This window comes from Reyranella sp., assembly GCF_050185545.1.
Classification (GTDB): Bacteria; Pseudomonadota; Alphaproteobacteria; order Reyranellales; family Reyranellaceae; genus Reyranella.
Genome location: NZ_JBFWZI010000176.1, coordinates 1 through 14,971 on the forward strand (window position 1 = coordinate 1; position 14,971 = coordinate 14,971).

13 protein-coding genes and 1 pseudogene are annotated in these 14,971 nt (G+C 67.3%); 10 read left to right on the forward strand and 4 right to left on the reverse strand.

The annotated features are described in order from the left end of the window. The 4 genes from AB7O82_RS30665 to AB7O82_RS30680 form a co-directional block, all read left to right on the forward strand. Positions 1 to 178: gamma-glutamyl-gamma-aminobutyrate hydrolase family protein (locus AB7O82_RS30665; protein ID WP_428620989.1), on the forward strand; the 178-nt coding region annotated here is incomplete at its 5' end. A 224-nt stretch (positions 179 to 402) separates the two neighbouring features. Beyond that, positions 403 to 1,026 (forward strand): DUF1326 domain-containing protein, encoded by a 624-nt coding sequence (locus AB7O82_RS30670; protein ID WP_428546899.1) that lies wholly within the window; start codon positions 403 to 405, stop codon positions 1,024 to 1,026. Positions 1,027 to 1,057: 31 nt separating this feature from the next. Beyond that, complete coding sequence (locus tag AB7O82_RS30675; protein WP_428546902.1) at positions 1,058 to 1,828, forward strand: DUF2182 domain-containing protein; 771 nt, start codon at positions 1,058 to 1,060, stop codon at positions 1,826 to 1,828. Positions 1,829 to 2,075: 247 nt separating this feature from the next. After that, a complete protein-coding gene (locus AB7O82_RS30680; protein ID WP_428546905.1) occupies positions 2,076 to 2,456 on the forward strand; it encodes a hypothetical protein in 381 nt (126 codons plus the stop codon). Between the two features lie 158 nt (positions 2,457 to 2,614). On the opposite strand, the pseudogene AB7O82_RS30685 reads toward AB7O82_RS30680, so the two are convergent. After that, positions 2,615 to 3,040: pseudogene (locus AB7O82_RS30685) on the reverse strand (haloacid dehalogenase-like hydrolase); the annotation flags it as partial. A 239-nt stretch (positions 3,041 to 3,279) separates the two neighbouring features. Here AB7O82_RS30685 and AB7O82_RS30690 point away from each other — a divergent pair. The 3 genes from AB7O82_RS30690 to AB7O82_RS30700 all read left to right on the forward strand — a co-directional run bounded on the left by AB7O82_RS30690 (position 3,280) and on the right by AB7O82_RS30700 (position 6,612). After that, positions 3,280 to 3,888, forward strand: a complete 609-nt coding sequence (locus tag AB7O82_RS30690; protein ID WP_428546908.1) for a DUF1989 domain-containing protein — start codon at positions 3,280 to 3,282, stop codon at positions 3,886 to 3,888. A gap of 220 nt (positions 3,889 to 4,108) precedes the next feature. After that, on the forward strand, positions 4,109 to 5,347 hold the full coding sequence (hutI, locus tag AB7O82_RS30695) for an imidazolonepropionase (RefSeq protein ID WP_428620982.1): 1,239 nt from the start codon (positions 4,109 to 4,111) through the stop codon (positions 5,345 to 5,347). Continuing rightward, the gene (locus AB7O82_RS30700) at positions 5,344 to 6,612 is read left to right on the forward strand and encodes a M20/M25/M40 family metallo-hydrolase (RefSeq protein ID WP_428546914.1); all 1,269 of its coding nucleotides are present in this window, start codon (positions 5,344 to 5,346) and stop codon (positions 6,610 to 6,612) included. The genes hutI and AB7O82_RS30700 overlap by 4 nt, the downstream gene beginning before the upstream one ends. 18 nt (positions 6,613 to 6,630) lie before the next feature. Here the strand turns inward: AB7O82_RS30700 and AB7O82_RS30705 are convergent, their stop codons facing one another. The 3 genes from AB7O82_RS30705 to AB7O82_RS30715 all read right to left on the reverse strand — a co-directional run bounded on the left by AB7O82_RS30705 (position 6,631) and on the right by AB7O82_RS30715 (position 9,184). Next, complete coding sequence (locus tag AB7O82_RS30705) at positions 6,631 to 7,014, reverse strand: response regulator transcription factor (protein ID WP_428546917.1); 384 nt, start codon at positions 7,012 to 7,014, stop codon at positions 6,631 to 6,633. 140 nt (positions 7,015 to 7,154) lie between these two features. Further along, positions 7,155 to 7,796: a response regulator transcription factor gene (locus AB7O82_RS30710; protein ID WP_428620984.1), complete on the reverse strand. Its 642-nt coding sequence runs from the start codon at positions 7,794 to 7,796 to the stop codon at positions 7,155 to 7,157. Further along, a complete protein-coding gene (locus tag AB7O82_RS30715) occupies positions 7,793 to 9,184 on the reverse strand; it encodes a sensor histidine kinase (RefSeq protein ID WP_428546923.1) in 1,392 nt (463 codons plus the stop codon). Before AB7O82_RS30715 ends, AB7O82_RS30710 begins: the two co-directional genes overlap by 4 nt. 171 nt (positions 9,185 to 9,355) lie before the next feature. Between AB7O82_RS30715 and AB7O82_RS30720 the strand changes: the two genes are divergently transcribed. The 3 genes from AB7O82_RS30720 to AB7O82_RS30730 all read left to right on the forward strand — a co-directional run bounded on the left by AB7O82_RS30720 (position 9,356) and on the right by AB7O82_RS30730 (position 14,958). Continuing rightward, complete coding sequence (locus AB7O82_RS30720) at positions 9,356 to 12,547, forward strand: efflux RND transporter permease subunit (RefSeq protein WP_428620986.1); 3,192 nt, start codon at positions 9,356 to 9,358, stop codon at positions 12,545 to 12,547. After that, on the forward strand, positions 12,544 to 13,761 hold the full coding sequence (locus AB7O82_RS30725) for an efflux RND transporter periplasmic adaptor subunit (protein WP_428546929.1): 1,218 nt from the start codon (positions 12,544 to 12,546) through the stop codon (positions 13,759 to 13,761). Before AB7O82_RS30720 ends, AB7O82_RS30725 begins: the two co-directional genes overlap by 4 nt. 135 nt (positions 13,762 to 13,896) lie before the next feature. Next, positions 13,897 to 14,958: a catalase family peroxidase gene (locus AB7O82_RS30730; RefSeq protein ID WP_428620987.1), complete on the forward strand. Its 1,062-nt coding sequence runs from the start codon at positions 13,897 to 13,899 to the stop codon at positions 14,956 to 14,958. Positions 14,959 to 14,971 lie beyond the last annotated feature (13 nt).

Genomic DNA, 14,971 nt, shown 5'->3' on the forward strand with positions numbered 1-14,971 from the left:
GGTCTGCGAAGGCATCGCCGAGGACGGCACCATCGAGGCCATCCGCATCGCCGACGCCCCCGGCTTCGCCCTGGGCGTGCAATGGCACGCCGAGTACGACCCCCAGATCAACCCCATCAACCGCGCCTTGTTCCAGGCCTTCGGTGCGGCACTGAGGGAGCGGAAGAAGCCGGCGTAGCCGCGTTCATGGCCGGGAGCGCGCCCCTCCGCGGCGCTCATGTTCTTCTGGACCGCGAGCCTCTGGCTCGCTCATACCTTCGTTACATACGCAATCGGCGCATATGAATGCGCCGAGGCGAGCGAGACGCTCGCGGTCCGGAAGACTTATGAGCGCCACGGAGTGGCGCGCTCCCGGCCATGAGCCTTCCGTGGTAGGGTTGTCGTCCAAACGGAGACACCGCCATGGCGCAGAAGACCTGGGAGATCAGCGGCGAGTACATGGAGAGCTGCAACTGCGACTATCTCTGCCCCTGCATCTTCACCAATCCGCAGGCGGCGGCGACGCACGAGCATTGCACGGCGCTGATGGTCTATCGCATCGACCGCGGCCGCCATGACGGCGTCGCGCTCGACGGGCTGAAATTCGCGCTGGTCATCCGCTCGGGCCGGGTCATGGCCGATGGCGGCTGGGTGTTCGGGGTCGTGGTCGACGAGGCGGCGAACGAGGCGCAGCGTCGGGCGCTGTCGGCGATCGCCGGCGGCACCGCGGGCGGGCCGCCGCAGATGATCCGCGACAATCTGGTGAGCGACTTCCGCGGCATCGAGTACCGCCGCATCGACTTCACAATGGATGGCCTCAAGCGCGCCGCCGGCATCCCCGGTGTGCTCGCCTTCGCCATCGAGGGCGTGGCCTCGCGCAACCGCTCGGGCGAGCCGTTCTACATCGACAACACCGCCCATCCTGCCAACCGCCGCCTGGCGCTGGCGCGCTCGAGCCGGACCGAGGTTCAGGGCTTCGGCCTCGACCTCGCGCTCGCCGGCAAGGGCAACAACGGCCACTTCGCGCCGTTCGCCTGGGCAGCCTGACAGGCCGTTGCCTGGGGAGCCTGATCGGCCATTGCCCGGGTCGGCGTCCGGGCTGCTGCGGCAGCCTCGGCTGCTGATCGGCATCGCGCTTGCCGCCATCGTCGGCCTGAGCTGGCTCCATCTCGCCGACATCGCCCGCGACATGGCGGCGATGGATCCGAACATGAGCATGCCGCCCATGGGCGCCCGCGATCTCGTACTTCTGCTGGCGATGTGGTGCGTCATGATGGCCGGCATGATGCTGCCGAGCGCGGCGCCGATGATCCTGACCTTCGCCGCGATCAACCAGCGGCGGCGCCAGCGCGGCCAGCCCTATGTGCCGACGGCGCTGTTCACTGCGGGCTATCTCGCGGCGTGGGGTGGCTTCAGCATCGCCGCGACCCTCGCGCACTGGGGGCTCGAACGGCTCGCCCTGCTGGCGCCGATGGCGATGAAGACCACCAGCCCGCTGCTGGCAGGCGGCCTGCTGGTGGCCGCCGGCCTCTACCAGCTGACGCCGCTGAAGCAGGTCTGCCTCGACCACTGCCGCTCGCCCCTCGACTTTCTCGTCAACCGCTGGCGCGACGGCCCGGGCGGCGCGCTCCGCATGGGCTGGTCACACGGCCTCTACTGCCTCGGCTGCTGCTGGATCCTGATGGCCCTGCTGTTCGTCGTGGGCGCGATGGACCTCTTGTGGGTGGCGGGCTTCACCACCCTGGTGCTGGTCGAGAAGCTGATGCCGGCCGGCCTGTGGATCGCCCGCGCGAGTGGCGTGGCGCTGGTGGCGTGGGGCTTGTGGATGGCGAGCTCTGGCTCTTCATGATTCCAAGTCTTCCCCCGATGGCGGGGGAGGAAATGAAGATGTGTCCATTCCGCAGGGCTGCAAGATTGCTTCGTGTCGGCCTTCAGGCGAGGCGACGCTGTGTCGACATCCTGTTCGTCCTTCGTGTTTGCGCCACCATGTCGCCAATTTCGTGCGTGGCGCATGCGATTTACCGTCCGGTGTCCGGAACTAAGATGGGCGATCTGAGTTCTATTCCGTACCGACGCGATGGCGCGTCAAGGAGACGATGATGATGATTCGGCGCACCGCCGCCGTGCTGATCGGCGGATTGTTCCTGGCACCTCTGGCGACTATGGCGCAGAGCACAAGCCTCGCCTACGCGACGGGGCAGCCGCGCTCGGAATACATGGTATTTCTCGACAAGGGCGCCGGCCCGCTGCCCCCGACTGCCGCCGCGACGGTGCGCACCGCCGCGCGTGCAGCCGCCGGCAGGCCGATTCACGTGAGCGGCCGGGCCGAGCACGCCCAGATCGTCAGGCAGGAGCTGATCCGCGACGGCGTCCCGGCCACCTCGATCTTCGTCTACACCGACAGGGGGCCGGTGCTGACTCGCATCAATGACGGGATCAGCTCGCCAAACGACCGCAGGGTCGACATCAAGTTCTGACGTCGTCAGGACACGTGCCACGAGCGGCCAGGACGTCGCGCGAGGCGTCCGCGGCCGAAGGGCAAGCTCGGGCCCCCTCCTTCGAGGGGGGAGAAATTCAGCGGCGGCCCTCCGGGCCGCCGCTTTGCTTTGCCCGGCTCGCCTCAGTGCGCCCATGCTCACCTCGACTCGAACGGATGGATCACCTTCCAGTCGTTCTTCATGTCGGCGACGATCCAGTGCCGCCGGATCGCTTCGTCCCAGGCTTTGTCGAGACGACCGACCGGCGAATTGCGATCGTAGGCGTACTCGCGCACAGCGTCGGTGTGATGGACCAGGCCCATGAAGCGGGCGCCGCCGCCCGCGGCGGTCCACTCCAGCATCTGCTGATCGCCGTCGGAGTTGCCGAAGGCGAAGAGGGGGCGCCGGCCGATGAAGCGATGGATGCCTTCGGCCTTGCCCGGGCCGTCGTCGACGAACTCGACCCGGGACTCCTTCAGCAGGACCGGCTTGTCGGGTGCCGCCAACTGGTATCTCGTGATGCCCGACGAGCCGACGACCTGTTCGGGCGGTATGCCGTAGACGCGTTCGGTCCAGGGTCGCATGGGCGAATGCCGGTCGCACCGACGATTGCACAAGGAACAGGCAACCGAGCCCGACGGTTGTGCGTCGCAACATGGTGCGCCGGCCCTGGCCGGTGGAAGCCGCATTCCCGTCCAACGACATCTTCGAGCCCCCAAAGACGGTACTGTCCCAGATAGTCGTTGAGTTTAAAACATCACCGTCTCAGAGTTGATCGTGATCGGTGACTCGACGGGTCGCCATGAAGTCCGGAGCCGCGAGCATGCCAGCGACTGAGACCGTTCCAGCCGGCCACGGCAAGGCCTTGCGCCTGCGCGCCGGACAACGCGTCAAACTGATCAACACGCACGGCGGGCAGGTGGTCGACTGCTGGGCATTCAACGTCCACGACGTCCGTGAGCACCTGTCGATGGACTGCACGCGCGTCTGGAACCAGCGCATCAACCCGAAGCTCGGCGACACGCTGGTGAGCAGCCAGCGCCGGCCGATCGTGACGCTGGAGCAGGATACCTCGCCCGGCATCCACGACACCCTGATGGCGGCGTGCGATCAACGCCGCTACGAGCTTCTGGGCGTGAAGGGCTATCACCGCAACTGCCAGGACAATCTGGTCGAGGGCATGTTGGCTCTCGGCGTCACGCCACCGCCGCGCGCCCCGTCGCCGCTCAACATCTTCATGAACATCCCGATCGGCGACGATCGCAATTCGCTGAGCTTTCAGCCGGCACGCTGCAAGGCCGGCGATTACGTGGTGTTGCGCGCCGAGATGGATTGCGTCGTCGTGTTCTCGGCCTGTCCCCAGGACATCGCCCCGATCAACGGCGAAGGCGGCGCCACACCGCGCGATGTCGCGTTCGAGGTTTTCGATTGAGATCATTCTCCTCCCCAGCTTCGCCGGGGAGGTGTCCGCGTCTTCGCGGACGGAGGGGTCATGGTTCTTGGACCGCGGGCGTCCCGCCCGCTCATCATATGAGAGCGGGCGAGGCGCCCGCGGTCCAGTAGAAGACGCATGACTCCTCCGTCACGTATGACGTGAGACCTCCCCAGCGAAGCTGGGGAGGAGGACAAGTTACTTGGGGGAGTGATTGTCGATGTTCGACCTGCTGCTGAAGAACGCCACCATCGCGACGATGGAGGGCGACAACCCCTTCGGGCTGGTTCCTGATGGGGCGATCGGTATCGCCAACGGCAAGATCGCCTGGGTCGGGCCGGTGGCCCAGGCGCCGGCCGGGCAAACAGGCCAGGTGCGCGATCTCGCCGGCAAGGTGGTGACGCCGGGACTGGTCGATCCACACACCCACATCGTCTACGGCGAGGAAGGGCTGGTCGACTTCGAGGTGCTGTCGCAAGGCGGCGGGCGCTGGGATCTCGAAGCGCGCAGCGCCGGCGTCGGCGGCATGATGCGGCGCACCCGCGTCTTGTCGGAAGAAGCGCTCTACGACGCCAGCCGCAAGCGCATGAGCCGGCTGATTGCCAACGGCGTCACCACGGTCGAGAGCAAGTCGGGCTGCGGCATGGACAAGGACACCGAGCTGCGCGCGATGCGGGTCTCGCGCGCTCTGGGACGCGACCTGCCGATCACCGTGGTCTCGACCTATCTCGGCGCGCACGGGCTCGCGCCGGAGTTCGCCGGCCGGCGCGACGACTACGTCACCTTCATGTGCGAGGAGGTGCTGCCCGAGGCGGTGCGCCAGGGCGTCGTCGACCAGGTCGACGGGTTCTGCGACAAGGTCGGCTTCAATCACGAGCAGATGGGCCGCCTGTACGCCAAGGCGCAGTCCTATGGGCTGGGCGTCAAGGCGCATGCCGACCAGTACACCGATTTCGGCGCCGGCGCGCTGGTCGCCCGCCATCGTGGCCTGTCGGCCGATCACATGGAATACGGCTCGCTGGCGACAATCCGCGAGATGGCGGAGGCGGGCACGGTCGCGACCCTGCTGCCCGGCGCACATCTCACCCTGCACGAGACGCGCAAGCCGCCGGTCGAGATGTTCCGCGATCTCGGCGTGCCGATGGCGCTCGCCACCAACTCCAACCCGGTGAGCTCGCCCACCGTGTCACCGGCCTCACAGATGCATCTCGCCTGCTACCTGTTCCGGTTGACCGCCGAGGAGGCGCTGAAGGGCTTCACCGTCAACAGCGCGCGCGCCCTCGGTCTGTCCGACAAGGCGGGTCGCGTCGCCGTCGGCCGCGCCGCCGATCTCGCGGTGTGGGACACCGACGACCCGCGCGGCATCGTCTACCAGATCGGCGGCGCTCCCTGTCTCGCCGTCATCAAGGACGGCGTCGTCATCCACGACGTCCCGGCGCCGGAGTACCGCCGTACATGAGCGGGCGCGACCGGCTGATCCATTGGCTCGACAGCGAGCGCGAGCGCCAGCTCGCATTCCTGCGCGCCTTCACGCGCATCGACACCTGCAATCCGCCCGGCGACACTACCGAGGCGGCCGACCTGTTCTGCAGTTTCCTCGACGATGAGGGCATCGGCCATCGCACCGAGGCGCCGCGGGCGGCCAACCCCAACCTGATCAGCAGCTTTGCCGGCACGGGAAACGGCCACCACCTGGTGCTGAACGGCCATCTCGACGTGTTTCCCGTGGGCGACGCCTCGCGCTGGTCGCGCTCGCCGCTGTCGGGCGACATCGTCGACGGCCGCGTGCACGGCCGCGGCACGGTCGACATGAAATGCGGCACCACGGCGCTGCTGTTCGTCCATGCCTACCTGCATCGCCTGCGCGAGGAACTGCCGGGACGGGTTACCCTGACCGTGGTGTCCGACGAGGAGACCGGCGGGCGCTGGGGATCGGACTGGCTGGTGAAGAACTGCGCCGCCGAGGTCTTGGGCGATTGCGTACTCAACACCGAGCCGAGCGGCGTGCAGACCGTGCGATTCGGCGAGAAGTCGATCTACTGGTTGCGCTTTCGCATCGCCGTGCCGGGCGGCCACAGCGCCTATCCGCATACCAGTCCCAGCGCCAACAAGATCGCGGCCAGCCTGATCAAGGACCTGGAGGCGATCGAGGCCCTGGCGCCCGAGGAGCCGGAGGTCGTGCGCTGCACGCTCGATCGGCCCGACGTGCGGACGGCGATCGACCAGTCGCTGGGCGCCGGCGCCGCCGGCGTGGTGCGGCGGGTGTCGGTCAACATCGGCGTCATGCAAGGCGGCGTGAAGATCAACATGCTGCCGGCCGAGTGCGTGCTCGACGTCGATTTCCGTCTGCCCGTCGGCCTCTCGCGCGCCAGCCTGCTGAAGGCGGTACAGGCGATCGTGGCGCGTCATCCGGCGGTCAGCTGCGAGGAACTGCTCGCCGGCGGCCCGGAAGCCAACTACTCCGACCCGACGCACGAGATGGTCGGCCACCTGGTGCGCAATGCCGCGCAACGGCTGGGCTACGAGCCCAAGCCGATCGTCAGCCTGGGCGGCACCGACACCCGCTTCTGGCGCGTCGCCGGGGTGCCGGCCTTCGTCTACGGCTGCTCACCCGCCGGCATGGGCGGCATCGACGAGAGCGTCAGTATCGAGGAATTCCACCACGTGCTCAGCGTGCACGCCTTGTCGGCGTGGGACTACCTGACGGGGGTGACCCGGGGCTGACGCGTCGCGCAGACCGCGCTACGTCGCGCCCAGTATCCCGTCGATCAGCTCGATCAGCTGGCGGCTCTCGAACGGCTTGGCGAGATAGCCGATGGCGCCGTCGGTGCTGGCCTGCTGGCGGGACTGCTCCCTGGGGAAGCCCGTCATCAGGATGATCGGGATGCGGTTGCCGGAGGCGATGAGGTGGCGCTGCAGGTCGAGCCCGCTCATGCCCGGCATCTGGATGTCGGTGATCAGGCAAGCAGCGGTCGTGGTCACTGGCGAAGCGAGAAACTCCTCCGCCGAGCCGAAAGCGGCCACGGCCAGTCCGAGCGAGGACAGCAGATTTGCCACGGCGGCGCGAACGCTCTCTTCGTCGTCGACCACGGCGATCGTCGGCAGGGCGGGATCGGTTGCTTGCACGCGCCGAATATTACGGCGCCCGCCAACGGCGGAAACCTATACCTACGTTTGCCCGGTTATGGGTGTCAGTCCGATTATGGGGAGTGTCCGATTGTGGGGGCGTTCGATTGTTTCCTGCCCGCTCTTGTCGCCTGGCCTGATCACGGCTTCGCGCCATGGAGCGCCAGCTGCTCGGCCATGCGCACCAGATCGGCGAGCGAACGGGCGCCCATCTTGCGCATGGCCTGACCGCGATAGAGCTTCACCGTGATCTCGCTGAGGCCGAGCTCGCCGGCGACCTGCTTGTTCATCAGGCCGCGCGTGACCAGGGTCATGACCTCGCGCTCGCGCCGCGACAGCAGGGTGAAGCGCTCGCGCACGTCGGCCGACGCCTCGGCCTCGGCCCGACGCGCGCGGTCGTGCTCCAGCGCAAGTGCGACGGCATCGAGCATGTCCTGGTCGCGGAACGGCTTGGTCAGGAAGTCGATGGCGCCCGCCTTCATGGCGCGCACAGACATCGGGATGTCGCCGTGCCCGGTCATGAAGATGATGGGGATGCTGGCGTTGGCGCGGGCGAGCTGGTTCTGGAACTCGAGCCCGCTCACGCCCGGCAGGCGAACGTCGAGCACCAGGCAACCCGGCGCATTGGCGGGCGCCTTCTGCAGGAACTCCGAGGTCGAGCCGAACAGGCTCACCGCGTGGCCGACCGAGCGCAGGAGATTGTCGAGCGCCTCGCGCATGTCCTGGTCGTCGTCGACCACGAAAACCGTCGCGACAGGCTCAGGGTTGACCGGCAACTTCATGCCGCCTGGTCCGCGTGCCGAGGCAGGCTGACGGCGATGCGCGCCCCGCCCGAGTCGAGGTTGGAGGCGGAAATGTGCCCGCCGTGCGCTTCGACGATCGATCGGCAGATCGAAAGGCCCATGCCCATGCCATCCGGTTTGGTCGTGAAGAAGGCATCGAATAGCACTCTTTGGGCCTCGGGCGCGATACCCGGGCCGCTGTCGCTCACCGCGAGGACGACCGAGCCGGTGTCGTCCTCCTTGATCTCGACGGTGAGGCGACGCGGCCGGTCGGTGATGCCGTCCATTGCCTGCAGCCCGTTCATCAGAAGGTTCATCACCACCTGCTGGAGCTGCACCTTGTCGCCCCGCACCGCCGGCAGGTTGGCCGGCGCCTGGATCGACAGGGTCGCGTGATGGACGCGCAGTTCGTGGCGGATCAGCAGGGCGACGTCGTTGACGATCTCGGGCAAAGCGACCGGGGTGTGGCCAGCGTCGCCGCGCCGCGACAGGGTGCGCAGCCGGGCCACGACGTCGCTGGCGCGCTGGCCGCTGCGGATCATGCTCTCGACCGACTTCCGCGCCTGGCCGATATCGGGCACCGCGCGGCCCAGCCAGCGCAGGCAGGCCTCGCCGTTGGTGACGATGGCCGCAAGCGGCTGGTTGACCTCATGGGCGATCGAGGCGGTGAGCTCGCCCATCGTGGCGACGCGGGCGACGTGTGCGAGCTCGCCGCGCGTGCGGTTGAGGCCGTCCTCGACCTGGCGACGTTCGGTGATGTCGTTGTTGGTCTCGAGAATGGCGATCGGCCGGTCACGTTCGTCGCGCCGCAGCGACCAGCGGCTGGCCACCGTGACCTTGCGGCCGTCGCTGCAGGTATGGACGAGCTCGCCTTCCCAGCGCCCCTCGCGCTTGACGTCGCCCATGACCGTTTCGAACGGAGCCGGGAACTGGGTCTGCAGCAGGTCGGACGCCTTGCGGCCGATCGCCTGCTCGCGCGACCAGCCGTAGAGCTCGGTTGCCGCCCGGTTCCAGAACACGATGACGTCGTCGAGGTTGCGCACGAAGATGGTGTCGTGCGTGAGATCGAGCAGGCGTGCATGCTCGCGCACGGTCGCCATGGCGCGGAGATGGCGTGCCGCAAGGGTGCCGGTGATGGTGATCGCCGACAGGCTGATCAGCATGCGCAGGATGGCGCCGCTCGACAGATCCCCGCTGTGCGTGATGGCGAAGCTCAGCAGCGTCAGCCCGGCGCAGGCGACGGTGACGATCAGGGTGCCGCGTCGGCCGGCGAAGTCCATCGCCAGCAGGACCACGCCGACATAGAGCACGGCGACCGCGAATTCGAGCGGTGTCGCCGTATCGACGATGAAGATGGCGATGGCGAGGAGGGCTGCGAGCAGCGGCATGGCGAAGCAGTAACCAATGTCGCTGCGAATTGCAGCATGATTGAAGCATGCGGCGCGGCTCGCCTGTCATACCAAGGTATGAGGCCGACGCTCCGCTCGTATGAATGGGAAAGCAGCCTGCCGACGTTTTATTGACGCCCGTAACAGCGTACCGCCGGGAGAGGCTGGCCGATGGGCATCGTAAGGTTCGCGCTTCGCTTCCCCCACACCTTGTATGTCGTGGCGGCGCTGATCCTGTTCCTGGGCGGCATTGCCGCCTGGACGATGCGTACCGACATCTTTCCCGAGATCCGGATCCCGGTGGTGACGGTGATCTGGAGCTACACCGGATTGAGCACGCCGGAGATGGAGCAGCGGGTCACCACCTACAGCCAGTACGCCATCAGCGCCAACGTGAACGGCATCCGCAACATCGAAGCTCAGACCTTGGCCGGACTGTCGGTGCAGAAGATCTACTTCCAGGAGGACGTCAACCTCGACCTCGCGATCTCGCAGATCGTCGCAGCCACCAACGCCATTCGCGCCCTGATGCCGCAGGGTATCCAGCCGCCGATCGTCGTGCAGTTCAATGCCTCGAGCGTGCCGGTGCTGCAGATCAGCCTCAGCTCCGACACGATGAGCGAGCAACAGCTCTACGACTACGGAATCTATCGCGTGCGCCAGCAGCTCGCGCCGATTGCCGGCGTCACCATGCCGACGCCGACGGGCGGCAAGTACCGTCAGATCATGGTCGACATCGATCCGAGCAAGCTGGTGGCCAAGGGGCTCACCCCGCTCGACGTGGTCAATGCCGTCAATGCCCAGAACCTGACGCTGCCATCGGGCACCGCGAAGATCGGCGACACGCAGTATGTCGTGCGGACCAACGCTACGCCCGCCACCATCGACGAGCTCAACGCAATCCCGATCAAAGTCGTCAACGGCGCCACCGTGTTCGTGCGCGACGTCGGCCAAGTGCACGACGGCTGGGCGGTGCAGCAGAACATCGTGCGCAAGGACGGAAGGCGTTCCGTTCTGCTCAGCATCATCAAGAACGGCAATGCCTCGACCGTGAGCGTGGTCAACGCGGTCAAGGACGCACTCGTGACGATCCGCAAGGCCGCGCCGCCCGACATGCAGATCACCGAGCTGTTCGACCAGTCGGTGTTCGTCAAGCAGGCTCTCGTCGGCGTGGTGCGCGAGGGCGGGATCGCGGCCGGCCTCACCGCCCTCATGATCCTGCTGTTCCTAGGATCGTGGCGGTCGACCTTGGTCGTCATGATCTCGATTCCGCTGTCGATCCTGACCTCGCTGGTCGCGCTCTACTTCCTCGGCGAGACGGTGAACACGTTGACCCTGGGCGGCCTCGCGCTCGCCATCGGCATCCTGGTCGACGATTCGACGGTCACCATCGAGAATACCCATCGGCTTCTGTCGGAGGAGGGCATGCCCCTGCCGCAGGCGACGCTGCACGGCGCTGCCGGCATCGCCGTCCCGACCCTGGTATCGACGCTCGCCATCAGCTGCGTGTTCACCTCGGTCGTCTTCCTCGACGGTCCCGCCAAGTATCTGTTCACGCCGCTTGGCCTTGCCGTCGTGTTCGCGATGCTTGCCTCCTATGGCCTGTCGCGGACCCTGACGCCGATCACGATCGGCTTGCTGACCAAGAGCGAGAGTCACGCTACGCCGGCCACGGCGATCGGCGGGTTTTTCGCCGCCATCCACGGCGGCTTCGAGCGGCGCTTCGAGGCGATGCGCCGGCGCTACCTCGTCCTGCTCGACCTGTTGCTTCAGCGCAAGCTCGCGATCGTGGCCATTGCCGGGATCGTGTTGGCAAGCGGCGCAGTGCTGTTCACCGTCGTCGGCCGCGATTTCTTTCCGGAGATCGATGGCGGGCGCATCCAGCTCCATGTGCGCGCTCCAGCCGGTACGCGCATCGAGGCCACAGAAGGCATCTTCCAGGCGATCGAAGACAAGATCCGCAGCATCATTCCCGAGCGCGACCGCGATCTGGTGGTCGACAACATCGGCCTGCCGGCGCGCGCCTACAATCTGGCGTTCACCGACGGCTCGACCATCGGCGTCAACGACGGCGTCATCCTGATCTCACTCAAGGACGGCCATGCGCCGACGGCGGGATACGTGCGCACCCTGCGGCGCGAGCTGCCGGCGGCCTTTCCGGACGTGGTCTTCTACTTCCAGGCGGCCGACATGGTGACCCAGATCCTGAATTTCGGCCTGCCGGCGCAGATCGACGTTCGCACGGTGGGCTACGATCGAGCGACCAACCTGCGCGTCGCCAGGGAGCTGCGGCGGCGCATCGCGGCTGTGCCGGGCGTGGTCGATGCCCACCTCCAGCAGGAGGTCGATGCGCCGTCCTTCTACGCCGACATCGACCGTACGCGGGCAGCCCAGCTCGGCCTCAACGCCAGCACCATCGCCAACAACATCAATGTCAGCCTGAGCTCGTCCGAGCAGGTGACGCCGAACTTCTGGACCGACCCGGCAAGCGGCATTCCCTACTACATCGCGGTGCAGACGCCCGAATCCCTGGTGGCGTCGCTGAACGATCTCGGCAACACGCCGGTATCATCGGCCATCACCTCCGACGTCGCGGTCTCCGGCGTGCCCGTCCCTGGCCTGCTGAGCAATGTCGCGACGTTCAAGCGCGCGAGCGTACCGACCAACAGCAACCAGGCGAACATCCAGCCGGTCTACGAGGTCTATGCCAGCGTCCAGGGCCGCGATCTGGGCGGTGTGTCCAACGAGATCGACCGGATCGTGTCCGAGCTGCAGAAGAGCCTGGCGCCCGGCAACATCATCCAGGTGGTCGGCCAGATCCAGAGCATGCAGGGCGCGTTCGCCGATCTCGGCATCGGCCTCCTGTTCGCAGCGGTGCTGGTCTACGGCCTGATGGTCGTCAACTACCAGAATTTCGGTGACCCACTGGTGGTGCTGCTCGCCTTGCCGGCGACCTTCTGCGGCATTCTGACGATGCTGTTTGCCACTGGCACCACGCTCAACGTGCCGTCGCTGATGGGCGCCATCATGGCAGTCGGCGTCGCCTCGGCGAACTCGATTCTGCTGGTGACCTTCGCGCGTGAGCAGATGCAGGCCGGCAGGACGGCCCGCGAGGCGGCGATCGCCGCGGGCCGGACCCGGATTCGCCCCGTGCTGATGACGGCGGCGGCGATGATCATCGGCATGATTCCCATGGCAATCGGCGGTGCGGGCGAGGAACAGAACGCCGCGCTGGCCCGCGCCGTGATTGGCGGCCTGCTGTTTGCCACGCCAACAACCCTGCTTGTCGTGCCTTGCCTCTTCGCCTGGCTGCGCGCCGGCGCCGGCAGGCTGAACGGCGGCGTATTCGAGGAGCTGACATGAGCGACATCGAGCATTCGGAAGGCGCTGCTTCGACCGGGCGCACCGGCATCGTGCTGATGGGAGCCGTGCTGGCCTTGTTCGCTGGCACGCTCGGGGTCGGCGCCTGGCAGCATCATGCTCAGCGCGCGGAAACCCTGGCGAGCGCCGAACAGCGCCGAGCTCAGTTGCCACGCGTGCGCACGGCGACGGTCCAGGCGAGGACGGGCGACCTCGTCGTCACCCTGCCGGCGACAACCTCGGCCTTTGCCGTTGCCAATGTCTTCGCGCGAGCCAGCGGCTACGTCGAAACGCGCGCCGTCGACATCGGCGATCGCGTCAAGGCCGGCCAGGTGCTGGCGACCATCGTGGCGCCGGAGCTCGATCACCAGATCGCGCAGGCCGAAGCGACGCTGGCCCAGCTCGAAGCTGCCCTGCGCCAGGCCGAGGCCAACCAGACGCTAGCCAGCGTGACGTGGCGGCGCGACGGCCCGCTGGTCAAGGAAGGCTGGCTGCCGCGCCAGCAGGGCACCGTGGACGTCCAGACGCTGCGGGCCAACGATGCCGCGGTCGGCGTCGCTCGCGCCAATGTCGAGGCGCAGCGGGCGCAGCTCAAGGTGCTGCAGCAGCAGAAGCTCTATCAACGCGTTGCGGCACCTTTCGACGGCGTCATCACTCAGCGCAACATCGATATCGGCAGCCTGGTGCAAGCCGACGCGGTGACTGGCACCTTCATGTTCACGGTGCAGCAGAGCAACGTGATCCGCACGCAGATTTACGTGCCGCAGGACACCGCCGTGGGCGTCGTGCCGGGCATCGATGCGGTCGTCCACGTGCCGGAGTTCCTGCAGCGGCCGTTCGCGGGCAAGGTGACGCGCATCGCCGATGCGCTGCAGCCGGGCACGCGCACGCTGCTGGTCGAGATCGACATCGCCAATCCGGACGGCGCGCTGGTGCCCGGGACCTACTGCACCGTCGACATCCACATTCCGCGCCAGCTGCCGAGCCTCCTGGTGCCGGCGGGCGCCGTCATATTCAACCAGGGCGGCCTGCAGGTCGCCGTGGTCGAGAACGGCACCGCCCGGCTGCGCAGGATCGTGATCGCGCGCGATCTCGGCACCGAGGTCGAGGTGCGCGACGGCGTGAAGGCGGGCGATTCCGTGATCCTCAATCCGGCCGTCGATCTCGGTGACGGCGACCGAGTCGACGCCAACCCCGCACAGGCACGGCCGACATGACCCGATCTTCTCCTTCCTCCCCAGGGGTGAGTCCTCCGTCCCTCAACATTCACGCCTGGGCCCGGGCGGCATCCCGCAGCCTCCAGCTGTTCGGCGCGCCCTCCTTCGCCAACAGGAGACAAGATGATGAACCGCATGTCGCTCGTCCTTCGTCTCAGCGCCATCGGCGCCATCCTGCTCGGTGCCGGCGCTGCCTTCACCTATGTCGCCGGCTGGCTTGCGCCGCAGCGCCTTGGTCTGGATCGCATCACCGACGCCCTCGAGAAGCATGACGGGCTGCATCCCGGATTCCGGCGCGCTCATGCCAAGGGGCTGTGCTTCGAAGGCAGTTTCCAGGGCAACGGCACGGGGGTGACGCTGTCGCGCGCTGCAGTCTTCGAGCCGGAACCGGTACCGGTGATCGGCCGGTTCTCGACCGGCGGTGGCCAGCCCTACGCGCCGGATGGCCGCTTGGTGTTCCATGCCCTGGCGCTCAGCCTGGTCCTGCCGAACGGCGAGCAATGGCGCATGGCGATGGACAACGCGCCGATCTTCCCGGTCGCCACGCCGCAGGCCTTTCTCGCGTTTCAGCTTGCGACAGCGCCCGATCCGCGCACCGGCAAGCCCGACCCGAATCGGGTCGCAGAGTTCCTGGCCCGTCATCCCGAGACGCAGGCCTTCCTCGACTGGCAGCGCTACGCGCCGCTGGCCGCGAGCTTCGCCAACGGGACCTACTACAGCATCAACACCTTCCGTTTCGTCGACGCGATGGGCGAGCAGCGCTTCGTGCGCTGGTCCTTCGTGCCCGAGACACCGTTCGAGGCAATCGACAAGGCAACGCTGGCGGAGCGGCCGGCGAACTTCCTGTTCGACGATCTCTTGGCGCGCCTCTCCGAGGCACCGTTGCGCTGGCACATGATCATCACGCTGGCCGAGTCGGGGGATCCGGTCGATGATGCGACCAGGGTCTGGCCGGCCGATCGCGGCAGCATCGATGTCGGAACGCTCACCTTGACGCGCGCGGCGATCGAGGAGACCGGGGCGTGCCGCAACATCACCTTCGACCCGACTATTCTGCCATCGGGCGTCGCGCCGTCGGATGATCCGCTGCTGGCCGCGCGATCTGCCGTCTATGCGACGTCGCTGGCGCGGCGCGATGGCGAGCCGGCCGAGCCCAGTGCGCTCGGCCGTGACCCTGCCGCGAGGAGCGCGCGATGAGCGAGTCCGTCCA